General features: G+C 71.4%; 27 protein-coding genes. 14 read left to right on the top strand and 13 right to left on the bottom strand.

Going from position 1 to position 26,197, the window contains the following annotated elements:
• Positions 1–38 precede the first annotated feature (38 nt).
• From ACFUNE_RS36425 to ACFUNE_RS36435, 3 genes are read right to left on the bottom strand one after another with little or no spacing between them, the layout of a single operon-like run.
• Positions 39–1,172, bottom strand: coding sequence for an Mrp/NBP35 family ATP-binding protein (locus ACFUNE_RS36425; protein ID WP_203182305.1), 1,134 nt, complete (start codon positions 1,170–1,172; stop codon positions 39–41).
• Positions 1,173–1,196: 24 nt separating this feature from the next.
• Positions 1,197–1,775, bottom strand: coding sequence for a DUF1003 domain-containing protein (locus ACFUNE_RS36430; RefSeq protein ID WP_383577089.1), 579 nt, complete (start codon positions 1,773–1,775; stop codon positions 1,197–1,199).
• On the bottom strand, positions 1,765–3,039 hold the full coding sequence (locus ACFUNE_RS36435) for a magnesium transporter MgtE N-terminal domain-containing protein (RefSeq protein ID WP_383577091.1): 1,275 nt from the start codon (positions 3,037–3,039) through the stop codon (positions 1,765–1,767). The genes ACFUNE_RS36430 and ACFUNE_RS36435 overlap by 11 nt, the downstream gene beginning before the upstream one ends.
• 172 nt (positions 3,040–3,211) lie before the next feature.
• Here ACFUNE_RS36435 and ACFUNE_RS36440 point away from each other — a divergent pair, with 172 nt between their 5' ends.
• On the top strand, positions 3,212–3,967 hold the full coding sequence (locus tag ACFUNE_RS36440; protein ID WP_383577093.1) for a hypothetical protein: 756 nt from the start codon (positions 3,212–3,214) through the stop codon (positions 3,965–3,967).
• A 21-nt stretch (positions 3,968–3,988) separates the two neighbouring features.
• Here ACFUNE_RS36440 and ACFUNE_RS36445 read toward each other — a convergent pair whose 3' ends face one another.
• Both ACFUNE_RS36445 and ACFUNE_RS36450 read right to left on the bottom strand, forming a co-directional pair.
• Positions 3,989–4,507 carry a hypothetical protein gene (locus ACFUNE_RS36445; protein ID WP_383577095.1) on the bottom strand — a complete coding sequence of 173 codons (519 nt, stop codon included), beginning with the start codon at positions 4,505–4,507 and terminating at the stop codon, positions 3,989–3,991.
• 12 nt (positions 4,508–4,519) lie between these two features.
• Complete coding sequence (locus ACFUNE_RS36450) at positions 4,520–5,635, bottom strand: magnesium and cobalt transport protein CorA (RefSeq protein WP_383577097.1); 1,116 nt, start codon at positions 5,633–5,635, stop codon at positions 4,520–4,522.
• A gap of 412 nt (positions 5,636–6,047) precedes the next feature.
• Here ACFUNE_RS36450 and ACFUNE_RS36455 point away from each other — a divergent pair, with 412 nt between their 5' ends.
• Positions 6,048–6,632 carry a suppressor of fused domain protein gene (locus ACFUNE_RS36455; RefSeq protein ID WP_383577099.1) on the top strand — a complete coding sequence of 195 codons (585 nt, stop codon included), beginning with the start codon at positions 6,048–6,050 and terminating at the stop codon, positions 6,630–6,632.
• Positions 6,633–6,702: 70 nt separating this feature from the next.
• Here the strand turns inward: ACFUNE_RS36455 and ACFUNE_RS36460 are convergent, their stop codons facing one another.
• Entirely contained in the window at positions 6,703–7,941 is a 1,239-nt protein-coding gene (locus ACFUNE_RS36460) for an MFS transporter (RefSeq protein ID WP_383577101.1), read from the bottom strand.
• A gap of 157 nt (positions 7,942–8,098) precedes the next feature.
• On the opposite strand from ACFUNE_RS36460, the gene ACFUNE_RS36465 reads away from it, so the two are divergent.
• From ACFUNE_RS36465 to ACFUNE_RS36475, 3 genes are all read left to right on the top strand, one after another.
• Positions 8,099–8,743, top strand: a complete 645-nt coding sequence (locus ACFUNE_RS36465; RefSeq protein ID WP_383577103.1) for a DUF6758 family protein — start codon at positions 8,099–8,101, stop codon at positions 8,741–8,743.
• Between the two features lie 93 nt (positions 8,744–8,836).
• Positions 8,837–9,703, top strand: a complete 867-nt coding sequence (locus ACFUNE_RS36470) for a PHP domain-containing protein (protein ID WP_383577105.1) — start codon at positions 8,837–8,839, stop codon at positions 9,701–9,703.
• Between the two features lie 123 nt (positions 9,704–9,826).
• Entirely contained in the window at positions 9,827–10,432 is a 606-nt protein-coding gene (locus tag ACFUNE_RS36475) for a MarC family protein (RefSeq protein WP_383577107.1), read from the top strand.
• A 115-nt stretch (positions 10,433–10,547) separates the two neighbouring features.
• Here the strand turns inward: ACFUNE_RS36475 and ACFUNE_RS36480 are convergent, their stop codons facing one another.
• Entirely contained in the window at positions 10,548–10,700 is a 153-nt protein-coding gene (locus ACFUNE_RS36480; RefSeq protein ID WP_014154223.1) for a hypothetical protein, read from the bottom strand.
• A gap of 210 nt (positions 10,701–10,910) precedes the next feature.
• On the opposite strand from ACFUNE_RS36480, the gene ACFUNE_RS36485 reads away from it, so the two are divergent.
• The gene (locus tag ACFUNE_RS36485; RefSeq protein ID WP_383577109.1) at positions 10,911–11,822 is read left to right on the top strand and encodes an NYN domain-containing protein; all 912 of its coding nucleotides are present in this window, start codon (positions 10,911–10,913) and stop codon (positions 11,820–11,822) included.
• A 43-nt stretch (positions 11,823–11,865) separates the two neighbouring features.
• On the opposite strand, the gene ACFUNE_RS36490 is transcribed toward ACFUNE_RS36485, so the two are convergent.
• Positions 11,866–12,720 carry an alpha/beta fold hydrolase gene (locus ACFUNE_RS36490; protein ID WP_383577111.1) on the bottom strand — a complete coding sequence of 285 codons (855 nt, stop codon included), beginning with the start codon at positions 12,718–12,720 and terminating at the stop codon, positions 11,866–11,868.
• Positions 12,721–12,826: 106 nt separating this feature from the next.
• A complete protein-coding gene (locus ACFUNE_RS36495; RefSeq protein WP_383577113.1) occupies positions 12,827–14,788 on the bottom strand; it encodes a DEAD/DEAH box helicase in 1,962 nt (653 codons plus the stop codon).
• A 474-nt stretch (positions 14,789–15,262) separates the two neighbouring features.
• On the opposite strand from ACFUNE_RS36495, the gene ACFUNE_RS36500 reads away from it, so the two are divergent.
• Positions 15,263–16,009: a ferritin-like fold-containing protein gene (locus ACFUNE_RS36500; RefSeq protein ID WP_383577115.1), complete on the top strand. Its 747-nt coding sequence runs from the start codon at positions 15,263–15,265 to the stop codon at positions 16,007–16,009.
• Positions 16,010–16,019: 10 nt separating this feature from the next.
• Here the strand turns inward: ACFUNE_RS36500 and ACFUNE_RS36505 are convergent, their stop codons facing one another.
• From ACFUNE_RS36505 to ACFUNE_RS36520, 4 genes are all read right to left on the bottom strand, one after another.
• Positions 16,020–16,292, bottom strand: a complete 273-nt coding sequence (locus ACFUNE_RS36505) for a hypothetical protein (protein WP_383577116.1) — start codon at positions 16,290–16,292, stop codon at positions 16,020–16,022.
• A 196-nt stretch (positions 16,293–16,488) separates the two neighbouring features.
• The gene (locus tag ACFUNE_RS36510; protein WP_167526138.1) at positions 16,489–16,716 is read right to left on the bottom strand and encodes a DUF3107 domain-containing protein; all 228 of its coding nucleotides are present in this window, start codon (positions 16,714–16,716) and stop codon (positions 16,489–16,491) included.
• 136 nt (positions 16,717–16,852) lie between these two features.
• Positions 16,853–17,494 carry a TetR/AcrR family transcriptional regulator gene (locus ACFUNE_RS36515; RefSeq protein ID WP_383577118.1) on the bottom strand — a complete coding sequence of 214 codons (642 nt, stop codon included), beginning with the start codon at positions 17,492–17,494 and terminating at the stop codon, positions 16,853–16,855.
• A gap of 168 nt (positions 17,495–17,662) precedes the next feature.
• Positions 17,663–17,878: a hypothetical protein gene (locus ACFUNE_RS36520; RefSeq protein WP_383577120.1), complete on the bottom strand. Its 216-nt coding sequence runs from the start codon at positions 17,876–17,878 to the stop codon at positions 17,663–17,665.
• 110 nt (positions 17,879–17,988) lie between these two features.
• On the opposite strand from ACFUNE_RS36520, the gene ACFUNE_RS36525 reads away from it, so the two are divergent.
• The 7 genes from ACFUNE_RS36525 to ACFUNE_RS36555 all read left to right on the top strand — a co-directional run bounded on the left by ACFUNE_RS36525 (position 17,989) and on the right by ACFUNE_RS36555 (position 26,029).
• The gene (locus tag ACFUNE_RS36525; protein ID WP_383577122.1) at positions 17,989–18,954 is read left to right on the top strand and encodes an alpha/beta fold hydrolase; all 966 of its coding nucleotides are present in this window, start codon (positions 17,989–17,991) and stop codon (positions 18,952–18,954) included.
• An 8-nt stretch (positions 18,955–18,962) separates the two neighbouring features.
• Positions 18,963–20,285, top strand: coding sequence for a DUF3152 domain-containing protein (locus tag ACFUNE_RS36530; protein ID WP_383577124.1), 1,323 nt, complete (start codon positions 18,963–18,965; stop codon positions 20,283–20,285).
• 88 nt (positions 20,286–20,373) lie between these two features.
• The gene (locus ACFUNE_RS36535) at positions 20,374–20,469 is read left to right on the top strand and encodes an Ms4533A family Cys-rich leader peptide (RefSeq protein WP_383577126.1); all 96 of its coding nucleotides are present in this window, start codon (positions 20,374–20,376) and stop codon (positions 20,467–20,469) included.
• A gap of 205 nt (positions 20,470–20,674) precedes the next feature.
• Entirely contained in the window at positions 20,675–22,405 is a 1,731-nt protein-coding gene (locus ACFUNE_RS36540; RefSeq protein WP_383577128.1) for an ABC transporter substrate-binding protein, read from the top strand.
• A gap of 2 nt (positions 22,406–22,407) precedes the next feature.
• Positions 22,408–23,406, top strand: a complete 999-nt coding sequence (locus tag ACFUNE_RS36545) for an ABC transporter permease (RefSeq protein WP_383577130.1) — start codon at positions 22,408–22,410, stop codon at positions 23,404–23,406.
• Positions 23,403–24,392 (top strand): ABC transporter permease, encoded by a 990-nt coding sequence (locus ACFUNE_RS36550; protein ID WP_383577132.1) that lies wholly within the window; start codon positions 23,403–23,405, stop codon positions 24,390–24,392. Before ACFUNE_RS36545 ends, ACFUNE_RS36550 begins: the two co-directional genes overlap by 4 nt.
• Positions 24,389–26,029 carry a dipeptide ABC transporter ATP-binding protein gene (locus ACFUNE_RS36555; RefSeq protein WP_383577134.1) on the top strand — a complete coding sequence of 547 codons (1,641 nt, stop codon included), beginning with the start codon at positions 24,389–24,391 and terminating at the stop codon, positions 26,027–26,029. Before ACFUNE_RS36550 ends, ACFUNE_RS36555 begins: the two co-directional genes overlap by 4 nt.
• Positions 26,030–26,197: the final 168 nt, after the last annotated feature.

Here is a 26,197-nt window from a genome sequence, read left to right on the forward strand (position 1 = left end):
CCCCGTCCCGGCTGCCCGCCCCCGCCCGTTCCGTACGCTCAGAACTTGTTGCGCGGGGTGAGCCCCAGCGACATGCCGGAGAGGCCGCGCTGACGGCCGCTCAGCTTCTCCGCGATGGACCGCAGCGCGGAGCCCGCGGGGGAGTCAGGGTCGGACAGGACGACGGGCTTGCCCTCGTCGCCGCCCTCACGCAGCCGTACGTCGATCGGGATGGAGCCGAGCACCGGCACCTCGGCGCCGACCGTCTTCGTCAGCCCGTCGGCGACCCGCTGTCCGCCGCCCGAACCGAAGACGTCGACCATCTCGTCGCAGTGCGGGCACGGCATGCCCGACATGTTCTCGACGACACCGACGATCTTCTGGTGGGTCTGCACGGCGATGGAGCCGGCCCGCTCGGCGACCTCGGCAGCGGCCTGCTGCGGCGTCGTGACGACGAGGATCTCGGCGTTCGGGACGAGCTGCGCCACGGAGATCGCGATGTCACCGGTGCCCGGGGGCAGGTCCAGCAGCAGGACGTCCAGATCGCCCCAGTACACGTCGGCGAGGAACTGCTGCAGCGCGCGGTGCAGCATGGGACCGCGCCACACCACCGGGGCGTTGCCCGGGGTGAACATGCCGATGGAGATCACCTTCACGCCGTGCGCGGAGGGCGGCATGATCATGTTCTCGACCTGGGTGGGCTTGCCGTCGGCGCCGAGCATCCGGGGCACGCTGTGCCCGTAGATGTCCGCGTCCACCACACCGACCTTGAGGCCGTCGGCCGCCATGGCCGCCGCGAGGTTCACCGTCACCGACGACTTGCCCACGCCGCCCTTGCCCGACGCGACCGCGTAGACACGGGTCAGCGAACCGGGCTTGGCGAACGGCACCTCGCGCTCCGCCGTGCCGCCGCGCAGCGACGAGGCGAGCTCCTTGCGCTGTTCGTCGCTCATCACGTCGAGGGTGACCTCGACCCGCGAGACGCCCTCGACGCGGGCCACCGCGTCGGTCACGTTCTTGGTGATCGTCTCGCGCATCGGGCAGCCGGAGACCGTGAGGTACACGGTGACAGCGACTACACCGTCAGGATCGATCTCGACCGACTTCACCATGCCCAGCTCGGTGATCGGTCGGTGGATCTCCGGGTCGTTCACTGTCGCCAGTGCTTCACGCACCGCGTCTTCCGTAGCCATAGGACGATGGTACGGCGCCGGTGCCTACGGGCGGGTAGCCCCTCCACGGTCGGCTTCGTCACTCTCCGAGGGCAGGACCACCCGGCGCTCCTCCATGTCCTTCACCATGGCCTCCAGCTCCGAACGGATCCAGTCCCGGGTGGCGACCTCCCCGAGGCCCATCCGGAGCGCGGCGATCTCCCGGCTGAGGAACTCGGTGTCCGCGATGGAACGCTCGTTCTGCTTGCGGTCCTGCTCGTGGGTGACCCGGTCGCGGTCGTCCTGGCGGTTCTGCGCGAGCAGGATCAGCGGGGCGGCGTAGGACGCCTGGAGGGACAGCATCAGGGTCAGGAAGATGAAGGGGTACTCGTCGAACCGCAGCTTCTCCGGCGCGAAGATGTTCCACACCACCCACAGGATGATGATGAGCGTCATCCAGACGATGAACCGTCCGGTGCCCAGGAAGCGGGCGATGCGCTCGGAGAACCGGCCGAACGCCTCGGGGTCGTACTCGGGCAGCAGCCGGCGCCGGGGCGCCTTCGGCTGGTCGAGCCGGAAGCGCGGCGGGCGCACGATGCCCGAGGCGCCGGTCGGCGCGGCCCTCGCACGCTCCTCAGCGGCCATCGGTGATCTCCTCCTCGCCCAGGAAGTCGGTCTCGCGCCAGTCCTCGGGGAGCAGGTGGTCCAGCACGTCGTCGACGGTCACCGCACCCAGCAGGGAGCCGCTCTCGTCCACCACGGGCACCGAGACCATGTTGTACGCGGCCAGATAGCTGGTCACGGCGGGCAGCGGGGTGTCCGGTGACAGGGGGACGAGGTCGCTGTCGACGATCGAGCTGACCAGCGTGTACGGGGGATCCCGCAGCAGCCGCTGGAAGTGCACGGTGCCCAGGTACCTGCCGGTGGGCGTCTCGTCGGGCGACCGGCAGACGTACACCTGGGCGGCGAGCGCGGGCGACAGGTCCTGCTGGCGGACCCGGGCCAGCGCGTCCGCGACGGTCGCGTCGGGCCGCAGGATGATCGGCTCGGTCGTCATCAGGCCGCCCGCGGTCCGCTCCTCGTAGGAAAGCAGCCGGCGTACGTCGGCCGCGTCGTCCGGGCGCATCAGGGCCAGCAGGCGCTCCTTGTCGGCCTCCGGCAGCTCCGAGAGCAGGTCGGCGGCGTCGTCGGGGTCCATCGCCTCCAGGACGTCCGCTGCGCGGTCCTCCTCCAGCTTCCCCAGGATCTCCACCTGGTCGTCCTCGGGGAGCTCCTCCAGGACGTCGGCGAGCCGGTCGTCGTCCAGGGCGGCCGCGACCTCGGCCCGCCGTTTGGGCGTCAAGTGGTGCATGGCGTTGGCGACATCGGTCGGGCGCAGTCGCTCGAAGGTCGCCACCAGGCTCTCCGCGCCCTGCCCGTGCTCCTCCAGCGAGAAGCCCTCGACGGCCGACCACTCCACGGTCAGGGCCTCGCCCTTGCGCCGCAGCGCGCCGCCGCGTCCCTTGCGGACGAAGAACTTGTCGATCTCCCAGTCGCGTCGGGCCGGGAGCTGCTGGATGGCGACGTCGAGGACGGTCACCTCCTCGTCCGTCTCCACGAGGCGCACCCGCCGGTCAAGGAACTCACCGAGGACGAGTCGCTCGGTCGGGCGCTGCTCGAAGCGCCTCATGTTGACCACACCGGTGGTGATGACCTGGCCGGACTCGACGCCCGTCACCCGCGTCATCGGCAGGAAGATGCGCCGCCGGCTCACGACCTCGACGACCATGCCCAGCAGACGCGGCGGCTTGCCGCCGACCCGGAGCATCGCCACGAGATCGCGGACCCGGCCGACCTGGTCGCCGTTCGGGTCGAACACCGGTACGCCGGAGAGGTGTGAGACGAAAACTCTGGGAGTGCCTGCCGCCATCCTGTGCCCCTCCCTCTGTCCCCGCGTCCTCGTTTGCCGTGATCAGGCTAGCCCGTACCGGTCCGGGACGCCTTGGCGGACCGTCCGTCCGGCGCTCTGCCGATCGGCGTACGCGGCACGGGTACGCTGCCGTCTGCCAACCCCCGACACACAGATGAGAGGCAGTGCGCCCGTGACCTCTTCCGCCCCGGCCGTCCGGGCCCGCCGCCGGAACGCTTTCGCCGTGGTGCTCTGCGCGGGGCTGACCGTCGCGCTCACGGCCTGCGCCGGAGAGGACCCGGACAAGGGGACCAACGGCGTCGGCAAGCTGACGGCAGACCAGATCGACAAGAAGGCGCGGGCCGCCGCCGACGCCGCGGAGGCCGTGCGGCTGACGGGCAAACTGGTCAGCAAGGGCGGGACGTACACCCTGGACATGCAGCTGAGCGGCGAGGGCGGCACGGGGTCGGTCACGTCGAAGCAGAACACGTTCGCCCTGCTGCGCATCGGTGACGAGCTCTTCCTCAAGGCCGACGCGGGCTTCTGGAAGGACGAGAAGGCCGACGACGAGAGCGACCAGGCCGCCGACACGCTCGAGGGCAAGTTCGTGAAGGTCCCCGAGGACGACCCGACCTACCAGCAGCTGCGCGGCTTCACGGAGAAGAAGACGCTCCTCGACGGGATGCTCACCCTGCACGGGAAGATCAACAAGAGTGACCGGGACACGGTCGGCGGGGTGCCCACCGTGCAGATCATGGGCGGAGAGGGTGAGGGTGGTGCGCTGGACGTCTCCCTCAAGGGCACTCCCTACCCCCTGCGCGTGGCCCGGGGCGGGGGCGGTGGCACCGTCACCCTCGCCCACTGGGGCGAGAGCTTCCCGCTGGAGGCACCTTCCGACGACGACACGGTCGACTACGGCGGCGAGCTGCCCAGGTCGTCCGGCGGCTGACCGAGCCGGCCGCCGGACTCCTCAGCGCTTCCTGCGGCGCTTCAGCAGCAGCCGGGGGAGTGCGGCCGGGGCCGTCCGCCGCGTGGTCGCCCCGGTGGGCAAGGGCGGCGCGGCCAGCGAGCCGTCCGGCAGCTCGGTGCTCGACGCGCCGGGGGCCAGCCGTACGACGCGGCACTCGCGCGCCCACCGTTCCGTCAGCCGCTCGGCGTCCGGGGCGTTCAGCCGCTTGCCCTTGAGCTCGCCGACCGCCGCCTCCCACTCCTCGGAGTGCGGCTCCAGCACCACGACGGCGGCGGTCCAGCTGAGGAGCCTGCCGCCCTTGTCCTTGCTGCGTACGGTCACTTCGGCGGCGGAGCCGGCGTCCAGCCCGGCGGGGAGCGGCTGCTCCCCGGGGCCGTCACCGACGAGCAGGGCCGCGCCCTCGTGCCACACGTGCCACAGCGCCCGGGAGGCACCCGAGCCCCGCACCCAGATCAGGCCGGACTTCTTGGTGGCCTCCTCGACGAGAGCCCGGGCAAGCAACACGTCAGCAGCAGTCATGGGCGCACTCTATTAGAGCCAGCCGTTGCGCTTGAGGGTGCGGTGGATCGAGAAGCAGACGACGCCGATGAGGGCGAGCACCATCGGATAGCCGTACGTCCACCGCAGTTCGGGCATGTGCTCGAAGTTCATGCCGTAGACCCCGCAGATCATCGTCGGTACGGCGATGATCGCCGCCCAGGAGGTGATCTTGCGCATGTCCTCGTTCTGCGTGACGGTGGCCTGCGCCAGATTGGCCTGGAGGATCGAGTTGAGCAGCTCGTCGAAGCCGATGACCTCCTCGTGCACCCGGGCCAGGTGGTCGGCCACGTCACGGAAGTAGTTCTGGATGTCCGGGTCGATCAGCCGCATCGGGCGCTCGCTGAGCAGCTGCATCGGCCGCAGCAGCGGCGACACGGCGCGCTTGAACTCCAGCACCTCGCGCTTCAGCTGGTAGATCCGGCCGGCGTCCGATCCGCGCGGGCTTCCCTTGGCGGGGGTGGAGAACACGTCGATCTCCACCTCGTCGATGTCGTCCTGCACCGACGCCGCCACCGCGATGTAGCCGTCGACGACATGGTCTGCGATGGAGTGCAGCACGGCGGAGGGGCCCTTGGAGAGCAGCTCGGGGTCCTCCTGGAGGCGGTGGCGCAGGGCACGGAGCGAGCCCTGTCCGCCGTGCCGGACGGTGATGACGAAATCCCGTCCGGTGAAGCACATCACCTCGCCGGTCTCCACGACCTCGCTGGTCGCGGTCAGTTCCGCGTGCTCGACGTAGTGGATCGTCTTGAAGACGGTGAACAGCGTGTCGTCGTACCGCTCCAGCTTGGGCCGCTGGTGGGCGTGGACCGCGTCCTCGACGGCGAGCGGGTGGAGCCCGAACTCCCGTGCGATACCGGCGAACTCCTCCTCGGTCGGCTCGTGCAGGCCGATCCAGGCGAAGCCGCCCTCCTCCCGCACACGCAGCATCGCCTCGCGCGGTGTCAGGGACGAGACCTCGGTGAGCCGGCGCCCGTCCCGGTAGACCGCGCAGTCGACGACGGCACTGGAGGCGGACGGGTCACGGGTGGCGTCGTAGCTGTTGTACGGGGTGTTGCTCTTGCGCATGGACGGGCGCACGGCGGCGCGCAGGTCACGGATCATCGACATGGCTGGCTCCTCTTCACGGAGGGCCGTCGGCGGGGCACGTGGAACAGCCCGGAATGGGGACGTGCGCTCACGTCCGCAAAGCGGGCGGCACCGCGCGGGCACGATGACGGCGTTCGCTACAGACAGGCAAAAACGCGGGGCTCTTCCGGTGCGCGAACTGCCGTGGTGACGGCCGGGAAGGGCGTCAGATCACAGAAGGAAGGCGTCGTGCGGAAGGGCGGTTGGTACTGCACGGTCGACTTGGATCCACCGCAGCCCCACCTCCTCCGGCCGGTCCCCCGTGGGGGATCACGTGTTGTCAGGACTGAGAGCGCGCTTCTGCGTGCTGTCCCGACCGACGCCTCAGGCTATCAGCCGGTCGAGGAGCCAATCCCTTTCTGTTCCCATTCCTTACTCGTTCTATGCTCGCGGCATGGGAGAAATTCTTGATCTGGTCGAGGCCCGGCTCCGTACGGCGCTGGGTGAGCCGGACGCGCGCGCCGATGTGACCTTCCTCGGCACGGACCGCATCGAGGTGCTCCGCTTCATCGACGGTGACGTGGTGCGCTACGCCACGCTCGGTATGTCCGCCCAGCCGATGGCCGACCCGACCTCGCCCCTCGCCGACCCGGTGAAGGGCCCCCGTGCCGAGCTGGTCCTGTCCGTACGGGTGGGGCTCGCCGACACCGATCAGGTGCTGCGGCCCCTCGCGGTGCTCGCGGCCTCCCCTCAGGTCGAGGGGCTGATCGTGGCCCCCGGCGCGTCGCTGGACCTCGGGCAGCCGCTGTGGACCGGGGCTCCCTTCAGCTCCGTCCTGGTCGCCGAGCCGGGAGGCCTGGTCGAGGACCTGGAGCTGGACGCGCCGATGGACCCGGTGTGCTTCCTGCCGCTGCTTCCGATGACGCACAACGAGGCTGCCTGGAAGCGGGTCAGGGGCGCGCAGGAGCTCCAGGAGCGCTGGCTCTCGCAGGGGACGGACCTGCGGGACCCGCTGCGCGCGTCCGTGGCGCTGGACTGACGGGCCGGACGCGGGCAGGCCCCGCCGCGCGGCCGGTGGAGGGCCGTGGGCGGGGCAGGGGCAAGGGGTCTCAGGGCCGGTCGGCGAACACGGTGACGCCGTCCTCCGCGGCGTGGCGCGGCTCCAGCTCCTCGGCCTCGTGGGTCAGCGCCGAGCGCCTGACCCCGACGACGACGGCGCCGGCCAGGGCCGCGACGGCGGCGACCACGAACGGGACGTGGATGTCGCTCCACTCCTCGATCTTCGGGGCGAGGTAGGGAGCCGCCGCGGCGGCGAACCAGCGGACGAAGTTGTAGCCGGCGCTCGCCACCGGGCGCGGCGCGTCCGAGACGCTCAGGGCCAGTTCGGTGTAGACCGTGTTGTTCATGCCGATGAAGGCGCCCGAGACGATGGTGCAGACGACGGCCGTGGTGTGGTCGCCGTATCCGAGGATCACCAGGTCCGCGGCGAGCAGGACCAGAGAGCCGCCGACCACCTTCAGCGAGCCGAAGCGCCGCTGAAGGCGCGGTGCGACGAGCACCGAGAAGACGGCGAGCAGCAGCCCCCAGGCGAAGAACACCGCACCCGACCTGTACGGCGACATGTCCAGCACGAACGGCGTGAAGGCCAGGATCGTGAAGAACGCGTAGTTGTAGAAGAAGGCCGAGGTGGCGACCGAGGCCAGGCCTCCGTGTCCGAGTGCCTTCACCGGGTCGAGCAGGGAGGTCTTCCGCGCCGGCGTGGGCTGCTCCTTGAGGAACGCGGTGATGCAGAGGAAGCCGATCGCCATCAGGACCGCCGTGCCGAAGAACGGGTAGCGCCAGCTGGCGTCACCGAGCAGGGCGCCGACCAGGGGCCCGCAGGCCATTCCGAGCCCGAGCGCCGACTCGTACAGCAGGATCGCCGCCGCGCTGCCGCCGGCGGCAGCGCCGACGATCACCGCGAGGGCGGTGGACACGAACAGGGCGTTGCCCAGTCCCCAGCCGGCCCGGAAGCCGACCAGTTCCGCGACGGACGAGGACGTGCCGGAGAGTGCGGCGAAGACGACGACCAGGGCGAGCCCGACGAGCAGGGTCCAGCGTCCGCCGATGCGGCTGGAGACGAAGCCGGTGACCAGCATCGCGACCGCGGTGATCAGGAAGTACGAGGTGAACAGCAGGGACACCTGGCTGGGCGTGGCATCGAGTCCCTTCGCGATGGACGGCAGGATCGGGTCCACCAGGCCGATCCCCATGAAGGCCACGACCGAGGCGCCCGCCGTGGCCCAGACGGCCTTCGGCTGGCGCAGGATGCTGGTCGTCCCCTTGTCGAACGGATCCTCTCCCCGCATGGGTTCTCTCGCTCTCCACTAGATCGTTGCGTTGCGCACAGAATAAGTTAGCCATCCTAATAAGTGCAAGCTGCATCTATCTCTTCCGGCCGGAGCCGCGCTGCGGACGGGTGATCGTCCTTGACGCGGCGACGACCGGAGAGGACCGTTGGGCGCTATGAGGGGCGAACCCAGTTGCCCGAAGTGCGGTGGCCGGGTCAGGGCGCCCGGCCTCTTCGCCGATGCCTGGCAGTGCTCCGCACACGGCCAGGTGCACCCGATGCAGCCGGTGGTCCCGCCCAGCGTCGAGGCGCTGGGCGTGGTCGTGCACCGGGCCCAGGTGCCGGTGTGGATGCCCTGGCCGCTCCCGGTCGGCTGGCTCTTCACGGGCGCGGCGTACGCGGGCGACGACCGCAGCGGCGGCCGGGCGACCGCCGTCGTGTGTTCGGGCCCCGGTCCTCTCGGAGGCATGGGCGAACTGCTGCTCGTCGCCGAGGAGCTCGGCGTCGGGCTCGGCGCGCGTTACGCGGGCATCGACGGCCCCGACCCCGGCACCGGCCTGTGCGTCGACGGGGCCCCCGACGCCAAGGTCCTCGCGGCGGGGAGGCCCACAGCCCTCTGGCACGTCAAGGACGCGCCCCCCGACCGGGCGGTCTTCGCGGGCGAGGCGCGCGGCCTGTGGCTCTGGGCGATCGTCTGGCCCGAACAGTCCGGGCTCCTGATGTACGACGAACTGGTGCTGACCGACCTGCGCGACGCCGGCGGGGAAGTGGACCTCCTGCCGTGCGGAGCCCTCACCCCCCGGCTGCTCACGCCGCCCTGACCCCGGGCGGGCGCGGGACGGGGCCGGCCGGGTGACGCCCGGCGGTTATCCTTGACCGTCCCCTGTCCGTCCACCAGCACCGGAGTACGCGTCGTGCGCATCGATCTGCACACCCACTCCACCGCTTCGGACGGCACGGACACCCCCGCCGAGCTGGTGGCCAACGCCGCCGCGGCGGGCCTCGACGTCGTCGCCCTGACCGACCACGACACGGTCGCGGGTCACGCGGCAGCCGCGGCCGCCCTCCCCGAGGGCCTCACGCTCGTCACCGGCGCCGAGCTCTCCTGCCGCATCGACGGCATCGGCCTGCACATGCTGGCCTACCTCTTCGACCCGTCCGGGCCCGAACTGGCCCGCGAGCGGGAGCTCGTCCGGGACGACCGGGTGCCGCGCGCGCAGGCCATGGTGCTGAGGCTCCAGGAGCTGGGCGTGCCGGTCACCTGGGACCAGGTCGCGCGAATCGCCGGGGACGGGTCGGTCGGCCGCCCGCACGTCGCGACCGCGCTGGTGGAGCTCGGGGTCGTCGACACGGTCTCCGACGCCTTCACCTCGGCCTGGCTGGGCAACGGCGGTCGCGCGTACGCCGACAAGCACGAACTCGACCCGTTCGACGCGGTCCGGCTGGTGAAGGCCGCGGGCGGTGTCACCGTCTTCGCCCACCCGCTCGCCGTCAAGCGCGGCGAGGTGGTGCCCGAATCCGTGATCGCGCGGCTGGCCGCCGCAGGCCTCGACGGCATCGAGGTCGACCACATGGACCACGACGGGCCCACCAGGGCGCGGCTGCGGGGGCTCGCCTCCGAGCTGGGGCTGCTGCCCACCGGGTCCAGCGACTACCACGGCAGCCGCAAGACGGTCCGGCTCGGGGAGTACACCACCGACCCCGAGATCTACGGCGAGATCACCCGGCGTGCCACGGGGGCGTTCCCCGTGCCGGGCGCCGGCGGACCGCTCCCCGCGTAACGGGGCCCTCCTCTCCTCTCGCTCCTCCTCCCTGACCGTCGCGTCCTCGCGCGCCCGGGCGTCCTCCCGGCGTGCCGGCGCGCATCCTCCTGTCCGGCCCGCTCTTCTCTCGCAAGGCTCACCGTGTTCGACATCGCTGTCTTCGGATCCCTCTTCCTCACCCTTTTCGTGATCATGGATCCGCCCGGAATCACCCCGATCTTCCTCGCCCTCACCGCGGGCCGCCCCGCCAAGGTCCAGCGCAGGATGGCCCTGCAGGCGGTCGCCGTCGCCTTCGGCGTGATCGCCGTGTTCGGCCTCCTCGGCCAGCAGATCCTCGACTACCTGCATGTCTCCGTGCCCGCGCTGATGATCGCGGGCGGTCTGCTCCTGCTGCTCATCGCGCTGGACCTGCTGACCGGCAAGACGGACGAGCCGACGCAGACCAAGGACGTCAATGTGGCCCTCGTGCCGCTCGGCATGCCGCTGCTCGCCGGGCCCGGCGCGATCGTCTCGGTGATCCTCGCGGTACAGAACGCCGACGGGACCTCCGGCCAGATCTCGGTCTGGGCGGCGATCGTGGCGATGCACCTCGTGCTCTGGGTGACCATGCGGTACTCGCTGCTGATCATCCGCGTGATCAGGGACGGCGGGGTCGTGCTGGTGACCCGGCTCGCCGGGATGATGCTCTCGGCCATCGCGGTGCAGCAGATCATCAACGGCGTCACCCAGGTCGTCCAGAACTCCTGACGTCCACGTGCCCGGACACCACAGCGCCCCCGCACGGGCCTTCCGTGCGGGGGCGCTTCGTCTTTCTTCAGCTCGTCATGCGCTCGAAGTCAGCGACGCGAAGCAATACAAGGTGTTACGAAGCCGACGTGTCGGCCGGCCGGATGTAGATGCGCTGGCCCATTGCCGCGGCCTGCTGCACGATCCGGTTGACGGAGGCGGCGTCCACGACGGTGCTGTCCACGGCGGTACCGTCGACATCGTCGAGTCGCATGATCTCGAAGCGCATATGGCTTCCCTTCGTCTGATCCTCCTGCTGGAGAACTACTGGGAGGACGGGCTGGCCGTCCGCAAGGATGGGGAGCGCAAGCCGACTGCGTCTCGCGCTCCACAAGGGGTACAACGACTTGCCTACCGCAAACATTCCCTACGCTAAGGAAATTTTTTGGATGTCTAAGTACCCGTCGGTAATCAGCCATGTGCAGACAATGAGGCCAGAATGAGCCACGCGGACCCGCGGCCGGACGAGGAGCCCGGCATCCGCGACCAGTTGGACCGCACCAACGAGCTCCTCCAACGCGTCCTCGCCGAGGTCTCGAAGACCCCCTCCACTCATGCGATCTTCGTGGACGCGGGCTACGTCTACGCCGCGGCCGGGCTCCTCGTCACGGGCACCGAGGACCGCCGGTCCTTCGACCTCGACGCCGAAGGGCTGATCGAGGCCTTCATCGACAAGGCCCGTACGATCTTCGCCGACAGCAGGCTGCTGCGCGTGTACTGGTACGACGGGGCCAGGCGCCGGACCCACACCGTCGAGCAGCAGTCCATCGCCGAACTCCCCGACGTCAAGGTCAGGCTGGGCAACCTCAACGCCAACAATCAGCAGAAGGGCGTCGACTCCCTCATCCGCACCGACCTCGAGTCGCTCGCCCGGCACCGCGCCATCAGCGACGCGGCGCTCGTCGGAGGTGACGAGGACCTGGTCTCGGCCGTGGAGGCCGCCCAGGGCTACGGCGCCCGCGTCCACCTCTGGGGCATCGAGGCCGGGGAGGGCCGCAACCAGGCCGAGCCGCTGCTCTGGGAGGTCGACAGCCAGCGCACCTTCGACCTCGACTTCTGCCGTCCGTACGTGACCCGGCGCTCCGTCACGATGTACGAGGACGACGGTCCCGCGCCCGCCCGCGAGGACGTGCGGTTCGTCGGTGCGCAGATCGCGGCCAACTGGCTCTCCTCGCGCGGCCGTGAAGCTCTCGCCGACCTGCTGCCGGGCCACCCCTACCTGCCGGGCTCCGTCGACCAGGACCTGCTCGTCGAGGCCGAACGGCTCCTCCAGCACTCGCTGCGCGGCCATGCCCACCTGCGCCGGGCGCTGCGCGACGGCTTCTGGCAGCACCTGCAGGCGCAGTACTGACTCCGCCCGCCGGGCCGGCCGCCCCGGCCGGCCCGGGTGAGGGTCAGACGCCGTTCCAGAACGAGACGAGTGCGGCAGCGGTCTCCGCCGGACGGGCCGTGTTGGGGGAGTGCTCCGCACCCCTGATCACCGTCCGGCGGGCGCCCAGCCGCTCGGCCATCCGGTCGAGAAGCGGCACGGGCCAGACGTCGTCGCGCTCCCCCGAGACGACGTGCACGGGCAGGGACAGCGCGGCCAGTTCGGCCACCCGGTCGGGCTCGCAGCACAGCTGCGCGCCCGTGGCGGCCAGCTGCGCCGGGTCGTGACGCAGCCAGCGGCGGCGCAGGTCCTCCCCGTCACCGGTGTCGGCGTCCTCGGGCGGGTCCATCGCCCGCATCATCTGCCACACCTCGTCCATGCTCCAGCGCCCCACCGCGTCGCCGAGCAGCCGCGCCTTCTTCTGCTGCGCGAGGTCGATCTCGGCGGGACCGGACGACATCAGGGTCAGCGAACGGAAGGGCGCGGCGTCCATGAGTACCGCCGCGCGGGCGATCTGGCCGCCCAGGGAGTGGCCGAGCAGATGGATGCCGCCGGAGGCCGGGACCACGTCCGCGGCAGCCGCCTGGGCCAGTACGTCGCGCGCCAACTCCGCCTGGGCATAGGACTCCTGGCGCCCCGTCCCCTCGGTCTCGTACTGTCCGCGGCCGTCGGGGGAGAGCACGCGGAAACCGGCCTCGGCGAGCGGTTCGAGCAGCGCGATGAAGTCCTCCTTGCTGCCGGTGTACCCGGGCAGCAGGAGCGCGGTGGAGTGCGCGCCGGCAGGCGGTACCGCGTCCAGCACGGCGAAGTCCCCGCGCGCCGTACGCAGGACGCGGGAACGGGCGCAGGGCGGCGGGACGAAGGTGGGCGGCCGGCTCATGGGGCCGAGCGTATCGCCGGGCGCCCGGAAGCGCCCGGGCAGACGTACGGCCCCGGCCCCCGCCGAGCGGGAACCGGGGCCGTACGAAGGTGGCTGCGGCCGGTGATCAGCCCTCGGCCGACTCGGCGGCGGCGGCCGCGCGGGGACGACGCCTGCGCGGCTTCGTGGGCGCCTCGTCAGTCACGGCCTCGGACGCGACGGTGGCCTCCGCCTTGTCGGCTGCCGCGGCGCGCGGGCGACGACGGCGCGGCTTGGTCTCCACGGCGTCCTCGGCGGTCACCGCGGTGGCCACGGCCTCGGCCTTCGGCTTCGTGGCGGCGCGGGGACGACGGCGCGCCCTGGTCTCGGTCACGGGCTCGGAGACCGGCGCGATCTGGAAGTCGACCTCGTCGGCCGGCTTCACGATCCGGGTGCGGCGGCGCGGCTTGGTGGCCACGGGCTCCGCGGCCGGCGCGGCGATCGCCACGGTCTGGAAGTCGACCACGGGCTCGGCCACCGGGGCGGCCGGGGCGGACACGACGGCCGCTTCCTTCGGGGCCGCGGCGCGCGCACGGCGGCGGCGCGGCTTCGCCTCCGCGGCCGGCTCGGCCTCGGGTGCGGCGGCCGGGGCCTCCGCGACCGGAGCCTCGGCGACGGCCACCGCGGCCTCGGCGACACCCTCGGTGACGGCGGCACGGGTACGGCGCCGGCGGCGCGGGGTGCGCGGCTCCGGCGTGTCCTCACCTGCCGGCTCGACGGCGGGAGCGGGCACGGTCACGGCGGCGGCCTCGTCGGTGACGCCGCCGCTCCGCGTGCGGCGACGCTGACGCGGCGTGCGCGGCGGGCGCTCCTCACGGGGTGCCGGGGCGGAGGCTGCGGACTTGCGGCCGCGGCCGCCGGTCTCGCCGAGGTCCTCGAGCTCCTCCGCGCGCAGACCCGCACGGGTCCGCTCGGTGCGCGGCAGGACACCCTTGGTGCCGGCCGGGATGCGGAGCTCCTCGTACAGGTGCGGGGAGGTGGAGTACGTCTCCGGCGGGTCCGGGAACTTCAGGTCCAGCGCCTTGTTGATCAGCTGCCAGCGCGGGATGTCGTCCCAGTCGACCAGCGTGATCGCGATGCCCTTGGCACCCGCGCGGCCGGTACGGCCGATGCGGTGGAGGTACGTCTTCTCGTCCTCCGGCGACTGGTAGTTGATGACATGGGTCACACCCTCGACGTCGATGCCGCGCGCGGCGACATCGGTGCAGACGAGGACGTCCACCTTGCCGTTGCGGAAGGCCCGCAGCGCCTGCTCACGGGCGCCCTGGCCGAGGTCGCCGTGGACCGCGCCGGACGCGAAGCCGCGCTTCTCCAGCTGCTCGGCGATGTCGGCGGCCGTCCGCTTCGTGCGGCAGAAGATCATCGCCAGCCCGCGGCCCTCGGCCTGCAGGATGCGCGAGACCATCTCCGGCTTGTCCATGTTGTGGGCGCGGTAGACGTGCTGCGCCGTGTTCTTGACGGTCGTGCCCTCGTCGTCGGGCGAGGTGGCGTTGATGTGCGTCGGCTGCGACATGTAGCGGCGCGCGAGGCTGATGACGGCGCCCGGCATGGTGGCCGAGAAGAGCATCGTCTGGCGCTTCGGCGGCAGCATGGTGATGATGCGCTCGACGTCGGGCAGGAAGCCGAGGTCGAGCATCTCGTCGGCCTCGTCCAGGACGAGGACACGGATGTGCGAGAGGTCGAGCTTGCGCTGGCCCGCCAGGTCGAGCAGCCGGCCCGGGGTGCCGACGACCACGTCGACGCCCTTCTTAAGGGCCTCGACCTGGGGCTCGTAGGCCCGGCCGCCGTAGATCGCGAGAACGCGGACGTTACGGGCCTTGCCGGCGGTCAGGAGGTCGTTGGTGACCTGCTGGCAGAGCTCGCGGGTCGGAACGACGATCAGGGCCTGCGGCGCGTCGGTCAGCTTCTCGGGCGCGGCGCGGCCCGCCTCGACGTCGGCGGGGACGGTCACGCGCTCCAGGAGCGGGAGACCGAAGCCCAGCGTCTTGCCGGTGCCGGTCTTGGCCTGGCCGATGACGTCGGAGCCGGAGAGCGCTACGGGGAGCGTCATCTCCTGGATGGGGAAGGGGGACGTGATGCCGACCGCCTCGAGGGCTTCGGCCGTCTCGGTAAGGATTCCGAGGTCGCGGAACGTAGTCAGGGTGCTGCCTCTTCTGTGAGACGCGGCCCGAGGCGAACGCTGGGGGTCGTACCGTGCCGGGGTCTGTCGTCCGGCCGTGGATGGGCCGGGTGGCGCGGGACCACTGCCGTCGCTCGAGCGCTCGTGCCGCTGAGGGGGCCCCTCATCTGCGGTCGTACGTGGTGTACACACCGCGTGGAGGGCTGTCGGGTCGGAGCCGATCGGGCCACCGACCGGGCATCCTCATTCAAGGTCGCGCTCCTGGCACACCAAAATGCTCAGCAAGCGCAATACCACTGTACCCCGGATTCGCGCATGCGTGTTGGGCGAATTCATCGGAACGGTGTGATGTCTCCTGCTGACCAGGCCCTTCGGTCCCCCTCGGGGCGGGCTATTCTGCGCTCCATGGAGACGCCTGACAACGCCACTGAAGTATCCGACGAAGCTCCCGCACCGACCGGAATCGCCGCCCAGGACTGGGCCACCGCCTCCGCCGACCCGCAGTACCGCGCCGCGGTCGTGGATCTGCTCGGCGCTCTCGCCTACGGGGAACTCGCGGCCTTCGAGCGTCTCGCCGAGGATGCCAAACTCGCGCCGACACTCGGCGACAAGGCTGCCCTGGCAAGGATGGCGTCCGCCGAATTCCATCATTTCGAGCAGCTCACCGACCGGCTCACCGCCGTCGACGAGACGCCGACCGCGGCCATGGAGCCGTTCGCCAAGGCGCTGGACGACTTCCACCGCCAGACGGCCCCCTCGGACTGGCTGGAGGGCCTGGTCAAGGCGTACGTCGGCGACTCGATCGCCAGCGACTTCTACCGGGAGATCGCCGCCCGCCTCGACATGGACACCCGGTCCCTCGTCCTCTCCGTGCTCGACGACACGGGCCACGGGAACTTCGCGGTGGAGAAGGTGCGGGCCGCCATCGAGGCGGAGCCCCGGGTCGGCGGCAGGCTCGCCCTCTGGGCGCGCAGGCTGATGGGCGAGGCGCTCTCGCAGGCCCAGCGGGTGGTCGCCGACCGCGACGCCCTGTCCACGATGCTCGTGGGCGGAGTGGCGGACGGCTTCGACCTCGCCGAGGTCGGCAGGATGTTCTCCCGGATCACCGAGGCGCACACCAAGCGGATGGCCGCGCTCGGCCTCGCGGCCTGAGCGGCGGGCCCTACTGGGCCGCCGCTGATCGCACCCGTCGGCCGCCGCGCGGGCGGATCAGCAGGGACAGGGTCACCGCCCCGACCAGAACGGCGCCGGTGGGCGTCGCCAGGACATGGCCGGAGCCCAGCGTCGAATGCGTCAGATACGCACCGAACAGGGCGCCCAGCCCACCCGTGGCGAACACCACGCGGGAGGACGGGAGCCGGCCGGGCAGAGCGCGGAGCGCGACCCAGGAAAGGGCGAGTCCGAGCACGACGGAGCTGATGGATTCCCAGAGCACAGAGGGGTCACCTCGCTAAGTGGCGCAGCGGTCGGTCGGTCCTAGGCCGTCTTACCCGTGGCCTGCGGAATACAACCCTCCTCCGCTCCCGTGAACCCCACCGAGGGAAGAATCGGGAGCAGGTCCGACGGAGAAGCGGTGAAGGCCCGGCGGATGATTCCGCCGGGCCTCCACCTCTGCTGCCACGTCGCGCGGGCTACAGCGCGCCGAATCCCACCCGCCGGGTGCTGGGCTCGCCGATCTCCACGTAGGCGATCCGGTCGGCCGGCACCAGGACCTTGCGGCCCTTGTCGTCCGTGAGGCTGAGCAGCTGCGCCTTGCCGTTGAGCGCCTCGCCGACCGCGCTCTCGACCTCTTCGGCGGAAAGTCCGCTCTCCAGAACGATCTCGCGGGGCGTGTGCTGCACCCCGATCTTGACCTCCACGGCTATGTCCCTCCGACGGTCCGTCTCTGCGCGGTGTACCGCGCCGTACGCAGCACACATTAACCCGGTGAAGGGACGGACCACGGGTCGACCGGCAACGCCCGCAGCGAACACCGGTCCTCGCTCCGGCCGGGGCTCAGTGCTGATCGACGCCGTGCAGGGGGAATCCGGCGATACCCCGCCAGGCCAGAGACGTGAGCAGCTGGACGGCGGTCTCACGCGGAATGCCGGAGCGGCTGGAGAGCCAGTAGCGCGCCACGACCTGGGAGACACCGCCGAGGCCGACCGCGAGCAGCATCGATTCGTCCTTGGACAGGCCCGTGTCGCCGGCGATGACGTCGGAGATGGCCTCCGCGCACTGCAGCGATACGCGGTCGACCCTTTCGCGGACCGCCGGCTCGTTCGTCAGGTCGGACTCGAAGACCAGGCGGAAGGCGCCGCCCTCGTCCTCCACGTACGCGAAGTAGGCGTCCATCGTCGCCTCGACGCGCATCTTGTTGTCCGTCGTCGAGGCGAGCGCCGTACGGACCGCCTGGAGAAGCGACTCGCAGTGCTGGTCGAGAAGGGCGAGGTAGAGGTCCAGCTTGCCCGGGAAGTGCTGGTAGAGCACCGGCTTGCTGACGCCCGCCCGCTCGGCGATGTCGTCCATCGCCGCGGCGTGGTAGCCCTGCGCGACGAAGACCTCCTGGGCGGCGCCCAGCAGCTGATTGCGTCGGGCACGGCGGGGCAGCCGGGTGCCCCGCGGGCGCGCCGCCTCTGTCTGCTCGATGGCTGTCACGCCGCCTCCCAATTTCGTGGTCGAACACAGTCGTACCGTGCACGCTGCGCCGTGGGGCCATCGTACTTTTGAGTAACCCGGGTGTGCGCGGCGCGGACGCAGAATTTCACGGACCGGACGGCTGCGGTAGCCGCAGATGGACGGGCCCATGCCGCAAAGCGGTGCGTTCTACCGGTATTCGTCCTCGTCCACCGCGACGACGCGGGCCTGCTCGGCCGCATCCGCCTCGTTCGCCGCGCCGCGGTCGACGCCGGTGGGCGGTTCGTCGCGCTCCGGCCGGACGGCGGCCTGCTGTTCGGCGGCATCGGCCTCAGGGGCTTCGGGGTCCGGTTCGTCCGGCTGGGGATCCTCGAAGGTCTCCGGGTCGCTCGGGTCGACCGTCATGGTGGCTCCCTTCCTTCCCTTGCAGCCTAGGAGCAACCCCCCGGGGGCGCTATGCGGCCTGTGACCGCGAACACATGAACCACCGCGTGATCGTCTCGTAACATTGCCGCATGTCTTCGACCGAGCTGCCCGGTATCCAGGCCGCCGCCGCCGCGGTGGCACCCACGGTCAGTGCCGTCCGGGTCGCCGAGGGGGAGAAGCTGCGCACCGTCGCGCTGCCCGGCCTCACCCTGACCGTCCGCTCCCGGCCGGCGGAGACGGAGGGGCCGGCTCCCGCTCTCTTCGTGCACGGCCTGGGCGGCTCCTCCCAGAACTGGTCGGCCCTGATGCCGCTGCTGGCGGACACGCTCGACAGCGAGGCGGTCGACCTGCCCGGGTTCGGGGACTCCCCGCCCCCGGACGACGGGAACTACTCCGTCACCGGACACGCCCGGGCGGTGATGCGGCTGCTGGACGCGGACCGGCGCGGGCCCGTTCACCTTTTCGGTAATTCTCTGGGTGGCGCCGTTGCCACCCGGGTCGCTGCGGTGCGGCCCGATCTGGTGCGCACCCTGACGCTGATCTCCCCGGCCCTGCCCGAGATCCGGGTCCAGCGGCCGGCCGTACCGACCGCCCTGCTCGCACTCCCGGGCGTCGCGTCCCTGTTCGTCCGGCTCACCCGGGACTGGACCGCCGAACAGCGCACCCGTGGTGCCATGGCACTCTGTTACGGCGATCCGGCACGAATCTCCGACGAAGCCTTCCGCCACGCGGTGGGTGAGATGGAGCGACGGCTGGAGCTGCCGTACTTCTGGGACGCCATGACGCGCTCGGCACGGGGCATCGTCGATGCCTACACGCTGGGAGGACAGCACGGGCTGTGGCGCCAGGCCGAGCGGGTGCTCGCACCGACCCTGCTGGTGTACGGCGGACGGGACCAGCTCGTCTCGTACCGGATGGCACGCAGGGCGTCCGCGGCATTCCGCGACTCGCGCCTGCTGACACTGCCCGATGCCGGGCACGTGGCGATGATGGAGTACCCGGAGGCGGTCGCCCAGGCCTTCCGGGAACTGCTCGACGAAAGCGGCGGGAGCTGATCCGGGGCGTGGGACGACATAGCCGAAAGGGCCCCGAGGCCACCCGGCGCGACAACGGCACCGCCGCCGCGGCGGGTGCGGAACGCGGCACAGGCAGGCGCGGGCGGGAAGCCGTCACGCCGCCTCCGCGGGAGGGCCACAGCCCGTTCCTCGACGCTCCGCAGGTGCGGGGCGGACACCCCGAACAGCGTGAGCCCGGTGGGGGCTGGGGAACCGCGCCGCAGCCGCCGTACGACAGCCGGCGGGATCCGGCGGGTCCGGGCGGCCAGGACGTCTTCCGTGCCCGGCAGGCAGCCATGGCCCGGCAGCAGGCGGCGCGGCAGGAGACCGAGCGCCGTACGGCGGGACCGCAGACCGGCAGCTCCACGCTGATACCGGGCCCGCGCAGGGAGTTCCTGGAGGCGTTCGACACCACGCCTTCGCTCCCCGGACCGCCGCTCCCGCCCGAGGACGCCCGGACGTCCGCGGAGCCCGACGGATCCGGCGGTGTCCCGGAGGACGGGGAGGCACGCGGGGCGAAGGGGGGCAAGGGCCGCACCTTCACCGGGATCGCGGCCGCCGCCGTGACCACGGTGCTCGCGGTCGTGGTGGCCGGGCAGGTGGCGCAGGATCCCGGGGGTGCGGTCGACGGTCCGCAGTCCTCGGGCGTCGACCGGCAGGACTCCGGGGACGCCTCCCGCTCGGTGGACCGGCCGACCCCCCAGGTGCAGCGGCAGGAGGTCAAGCCCCTGTCGTACGCCCAGAAGATGGCCACCGCCTATCCCCTGGCCCCGGACCTGAAGGCGTCCGGGAAGTTCGAGGCGGTGCCCGGGCTCGCCGAGGCTCCGGGCAAGGGGCACGAGTACCGGTACCGGATCGACGTCGAGAAGGGACTCGGCCTCGACACCGGGCTGTTCGCCGAAGCGGTGCAGAAGACGCTGAACGACGACCGCAGCTGGGCGCACAACGGTGCCATGACCTTCGAGCGGATCTCCTCCGGTGAGCCCGACTTCGTGATCACTCTCGCGAGCCCGGGGACCACCGGGGTCTGGTGCGAGAAGTCCGGCCTGGACACCACGGAGGACAACGTCTCCTGCGACTCGGCCGCCACCGACCGCGTGATGATCAACGCGTACCGCTGGGCGCAGGGAGCCTCCACCTTCGGCAAGGACAAGCTTCTGACCTACCGTCAGATGCTGATCAACCACGAGGTCGGCCACCGGCTGGGGCACAACCACGTGAGCTGCCGCACCCCGGGGGCCCTGGCGCCCGTGATGCAGCAGCAGACCAAGACCCTGGACATCGACGGCATCAAGTGCCGCCCCAACCCCTGGGTGTATCCGGGTAGTTGAGTGGCCGAGGAGACGCGCTGTCCGCATGGTGGGACGCGCGTCTCATTGCGCGTTGACATCGGAGGAGGGGTCGTCCATATTTCTCCGCATGTCACGCAGCCCTGCAACCTCCGAGCGCGCCGCCCTTGAGCTGGCGCTCCTCGGCGTGGCCGGGCACTGCGTAGCCGACGTTCTCTGTCGCTGACGCCTGCTCGAGCGCGCGTCGGCTTCCCGGCGAGCCCCTTGGCGGGCTCCTCGGACCTCTTCCCTGCCGCGCCCGGGCGTACTCCGTCCGCAGGCGCGGCATTCCGGTTTCCGGTCCCCCTTCCCCCGTCACCGGGGCGGGACCGGCTGCGCCCGCACGGACATCTCCACCTCCCTGCCGCAGCACACCGAGAGGTCATCTTCCGATGAGTCAGCCGTCCGTCATATCACGCCGTGTGGCAACCGCCGCCGCTGTCGGTCTCGCCCTGGTCGCAGGCCTCGCGGCCTGCGCGGGGCCCAAGGAGGACGGGGGAAGCGGCGGCGGGTCCGGCGCCTCGGGCAAGCCGCAGAAGGGGGGCACCCTCACGGTCCTCAACAGCAACCCGCAGGAGGACTTCGACCCCGCGCGGCTCTACACCTCCGGCGGCGGCAACGTCCCCTCCCTCGTCTTCCGCACGCTCACCACGCGCAACCGCGAGAACGGCGCGGCGGGCGCCGAGGTCGTGCCCGACCTCGCCACCGACCTGGGCACGCCCAGCAAGAACGCCACCGTCTGGACGTACACCCTCAAGGACGGCCTGAAGTACGAGGACGGCACCGCGATCACCAGTGCGGACATCAAGTACGGCATCGAGCGCTCCTTCGCCGCCGAACTCTCCGGCGGCGCCCCCTACCTGCGCGACTGGCTGATCGGCGGCGCCGACTACCAGGGCCCGTACAAGGACAAGAAGGGCCTCGCCTCGATCGAGGTGCCGGACGACAAGACCATCGTCTTCCACCTGAACAAGCCCGAGGGCGAGTTCCCCTTCCTCGCCACCCAGACCCAGACGACCCCGGTGCCGAAGGCCAAGGACACGGGCACCAAGTACGAGGAGCACCCCGTCTCCTCCGGGCCGTACAAGGTCGTCACGAACGAGAACGACGGCGAGCGGCTCGTCCTGGAGCGCAACGAGCACTGGTCGGCGGAGACCGACGAGGAGCGCAAGGCCTACCCGGACAAGATCGACGTACGCTCCGGCCTGGACTCCGCCGTCATCAACCAGCGGCTCTCCGCCTCGCAGGGCGTCGACGCCGCCGCCGTCACGACCGACACCAACCTCGGCCCGGCCGAGCTGGCCCAGGTCTCCGGTGACAGGAAGCTCGCCGCCCGCGTCGGCACAGGCCACTTCGGCTACACGAACTACATCGCCTTCAACCCGAAGGTGAAGCCGTTCGACGACCCCAAGGTGCGCCAGGCGATCTCGTACGCCGTCGACCGCTCCTCCGTGATCAACGCGGCAGGCGGCTCCTCGCTCGCGGAGCCCGCCACCACCTACCTGCCGAACCAGAAGTCCTTCGGCTACACGCCGTACGACCACTTCCCGGCGGGCGGGACCGGCAACGCCGCCAAGGCCAAGGAGCTGCTGAAGGAGGCCGGTTACCCCAAGGGCCTGAAGGTCACCCTCACGCACTCCAACGACAAGGACTTCGAGACCAGCCCGGAGATCGCCACGGCACTCCAGGCCGCGCTCAAGAAGGCCGGGATCACCGTCGAGCTCAAGGGCCTGGAGAGCAACGACTACTCCGACACCATCCACAGCGCCTCCAAGGAGCCGGGCTTCTTCCTCGCCCACTGGGGTGCCGACTGGCCCTCCGGCGGCCCGTTCCTCGCGCCGATCTTCGACGGCCGCCAGATCGTGAAGGACGGGGCCAACTTCAACACCGGCTTCCTGAACGACGCGTCGGTCAACAAGGAGATCGACGAGATCAACAAGCTCACCGACCTGGAGGCCGCGGCCCGGCGCTGGGGCGCGCTCGACAAGAAGATCGGCGAGCAGGCCCTGACGGTGCCGCTCTTCCACCCGGTCTACAAGCGCCTCTACGGCCAGGACATCAAGAACGTCGTCATCAGCGACTGGACCGGCGTCCTCGACATCTCCCAGACAGCGGTCAAGTAACCATGTCGGAAGCACTTCTGGTCCAGGAGGCGGGGGCGGCGCCGGTCGCCGCCCCCGCCTCGGGGGCCCGTCAGTTCTGGCGGCGGCTGCGCGCACAGCGCGCGGCCGCCGTCGCGGCGGCCGTGGTCCTCCTGCTCCTCCTGGCCGCGATCGGCGCGCCGCTGCTCGCCGCGCTCGCGGGCCAGGATCCCAACACCTACCACCCCGACCTCGTCGACTCGGCGGCCGGCGGGGTCCCCATCGGTTCCTTCGGCGGCATCAGCGCGGACCACTGGTTCGGCGTCGAACCGCAGACCGGCCGCGACCTCTTCGCCCGCGTCGTGTACGGGGCCCGGGTCTCGCTCGGCGTGGCCGTCGTGGCCACCGTCCTCCAGGTCACCATCGGCGTGGCCGTGGGTCTGGCGGCCGCCCTCGGCAGCCGCCCGGTCGACCAGGTCCTCAGCCGGATCACCGACATCAACGTCGCCCTGCCGCTCATGGTCATCGCCCTGGGCCTGCTCGCGATCGTGCCGGCCTCCTTCCCCCGGCCCGTCCTGATCGCGCTGGTCATCGGCGGCATCAACTGGGCGGGGACGTCCAAGATCGTGCGTGCCCAGACGCTCGCCCTGAAGTCCCTCGACTTCGTCTCCGCGGCCCGCCTCGCCGGCCGCGGACGGTGGAGCATCGCCCGGCGCGAACTGCTGCCCTCGCTCGCCGCGCCCGTCATCACGTACGCCGCGCTGCTCTTCCCCGTCAACATCACCGTGGAGGCGGCCCTGTCCTTCCTCGGAGTCGGCATCAAGCCGCCCACCCCGTCCTGGGGGCAGATGCTCACCGAGGCCGACACCTGGTACCAGTCGGCCCCCACCTATCTCCTGCTGCCCGCCGGGCTGCTGTTCGCGACCGTGCTCGCCCTGACCGTGCTCGGCGAGGGCGTCCGCACGGCACTCGACCCGCGGGCCGCCTCCCGGCTGCGGATCGGCACGGGACGCAGGGAACGCACGAAGGAGCAGGCGTCGTGACCGGTTTCCTGCTGAGACGGCTCGGCGGAGCCGTCTTCGTCCTCCTCTCCCTGACCGTCGTCCTGTACGCGGTCTTCTACGTGGCCCCGGGTGACGTGGCCCAGATCACCTGCGGGCCCCGGTGCTCGCCCGCCCAGGTCGCCCAGGTCACCGAGCAGCTCCGGCTCGACGACCCCGTGTACACGCAGTACTGGCACTTCCTCCAGGGCGTCGTCGCCGGACGGGACTTCTCCACCGGCACCGGCGTGGAGCACTGCTCCGCGCCCTGCCTCGGGATCTCGTACCAGAGCGACCAGCAGATCACGCGGCTGATCCTGGCCAAGCTGCCGGTCACCGGCTCGCTCGTCGTCGGCGCCTTCGCCCTCTGGATCCTGCTCGGCGTCGGTACGGGAGTGCTGTCCGCCTGGCGGCGGGGCCGGATCACCGAGCGGGCCCTGACCTGGCTGACCCTGGCCGGCACGGCCACGCCGGTCTTCGTCATCGGGCTGCTGCTCATCATCGTCTTCTGCTCCACGCTGCAGTGGCTGCCCTCGCCGACCTATGTGCCCTTCACCGAGGACCCCGAGCAATGGGCCTGGGGGCTCCTGTTGCCCTGGGTGTCCCTGGCGCTCATCGAGTCCGCCAAGTACGCCCGGCTGACCAGGAGCTCCATGCTGGAGACGCTGGCCGAGGACCATGTGCGCACCTTCCGCGCCTACGGCGTCAGCGAGCGCGCCATCATCGGACGGCACGCGCTGCGCGGTGCGCTCGCACCCGTGATCGCGCTCAGCGCGCTGGACTTCGGCAGCATGTTCGGCGGCGCCGTGCTCACCGAGTCCCTCTTCGGGATCCCGGGCATCGGGCGCGAACTGGTGCACGCCGTCAAGGTCGTCGATCTGCCCATGGTCGTCGGCATGGTGCTGGTGACCGGCTTCTTCGTGGTGCTCGCCAATGCCGTCGCGGACCTGCTGTACGCGCTGGCCGACCGACGGGTGGTCCTGTCATGACAACACCTCTGGTCCAGGTCGAGGACCTCACCATCGACTTCGGCGCCGTCCGTGCCGTGGACGGGCTCTCCTTCACCCTGGAGGCGGGCGCCGCCCTCGGTGTCGTCGGCGAGTCAGGCTCCGGCAAGAGCGCGTCGGCCTCCGCCCTGCTCGGACTGCACCGGGGCACGGGGGCCCGGGTGACCGGGACCGTCCGCGTCGCCGGTACGGACGTGGGCACGGCGGACGACGCCGGGCTCCGGGCGCTGCGGGGTGCGAAGGCCGCGATGGTCTTCCAGGACCCGCTCTCCTCGCTCGACCCGTACTACACCGTCGGCGACCAGATCGCCGAGGTGTACCGGGTGCACAACTCCGTCTCCCGGCGAGCGGCACGGGCCCGGGCCGTCGAGGTCCTGGGCCGGGTCGGCATCCCGGACGCGGCCCGCCGCGCCCGGTCCCGGCCGCACGAGTTCTCCGGGGGGATGCGGCAGCGGGCCCTCATCGCGACGGCCCTTGCCTGCGAACCCCGGCTGATCATCGCCGACGAGCCGACCACCGCCCTCGACGTCATCGTGCAGGCCCAGATCCTGGACCTGCTGCACGACCTGCGCCGTGAGACGGGCATGGGGCTGCTGCTGGTCACCCACGACGTGGGCGTCGCGGCGGAGAGCGTGGACGACGTCCTGGTGATGCAGAACGGGCGCGCGGTGGAACGCGGGCCGGTCGCCGAGGTGCTGGGCGCCCCCCGTGAGCCGTACACCCGCGAGCTCCTGGCGTCGGTGCCCCGCCTCGACGAGAGGCGGCCCGGGGTCCCCGGCCCGAGGACCGCGCCGTCCGAGGCCGCACCGCTCCTCGAAGCCGTCGGCCTCCGGCGCGAGTTCGGCCGGGGGAGCGGCCGTGTCACCGCCGTGGACGGGGTCTCGCTGACCGTCCGCGCCGGCGAGACTCTCGGCATCGTGGGGGAGAGCGGCAGCGGGAAGACGACGCTCGGGCGCATGCTCGTGCGGCTGATCGACCCGACGGCGGGCGGACTGCGGTACGGGGGAAGGGAGATCGGCTCTCTGTCGGAGAGGGAGCTCCTTCCCTTCCGCCGTGAGCTCCAGATGGTCTTCCAGGACCCCGTCGCCTCGCTCAACCCGCGCCGCTCGATCGGTGAGTCCGTGGCGGATCCCCTCCGCGCGGCGGGCGAGACCGACGAGACCCGGATCCGGGACCGGGTGCGCGAGCTGCTCGAACGGGTCGGCCTCGACGCCGGCCGGAGCGAACGCTATCCGCACGAGTTCAGCGGCGGGCAGCGCCAGCGGGTCGGCATCGCGCGTGCGCTCGCCGCCGAGCCGAAGCTGATCGTCTGCGACGAACCGGTCTCCGCGCTCGACGTCACGACCCAGGCCCAGGTGATCGACCTGCTCGCGGAGCTCCAGCGGGAGCTCGGCCTCGGGCTCGTCTTCATCGCCCACGACCTGGCCGTCGTACGGCAGGTCAGCGACCGCGTGGCGGTGATGCGGCAGGGCCGGATCGTCGAGCAGGGCATCGTCGACGAGGTCTACGGATCGCCACGGGACCCGTACACCAAGCAGCTCCTGGCCGCGGTGCCCGCCCTCGATCCCGCACGCGCCGCGGAACGCCGCGCGGCCCGCTCGGAGCTGGCCGCAGCCTGACTCAGCGTCACCGAACCCCCTTTTTATCGCAACAGAACGCGACTGGGGCGGGAAAGTTACGACGGTTCACCCCTTTCGGTGGTGGGGCGGGCCCCCCCCCCCCCCCCCCCCCCCGGTTGCCCCCAACGGGGGGGCGCCGCGGGGGGGCGGGGACAACCGGCGGGGCCC

This window comes from Streptomyces sp. NPDC057287, assembly GCF_042667905.1.
Classification (GTDB): domain Bacteria; phylum Actinomycetota; class Actinomycetes; order Streptomycetales; family Streptomycetaceae; genus Streptomyces.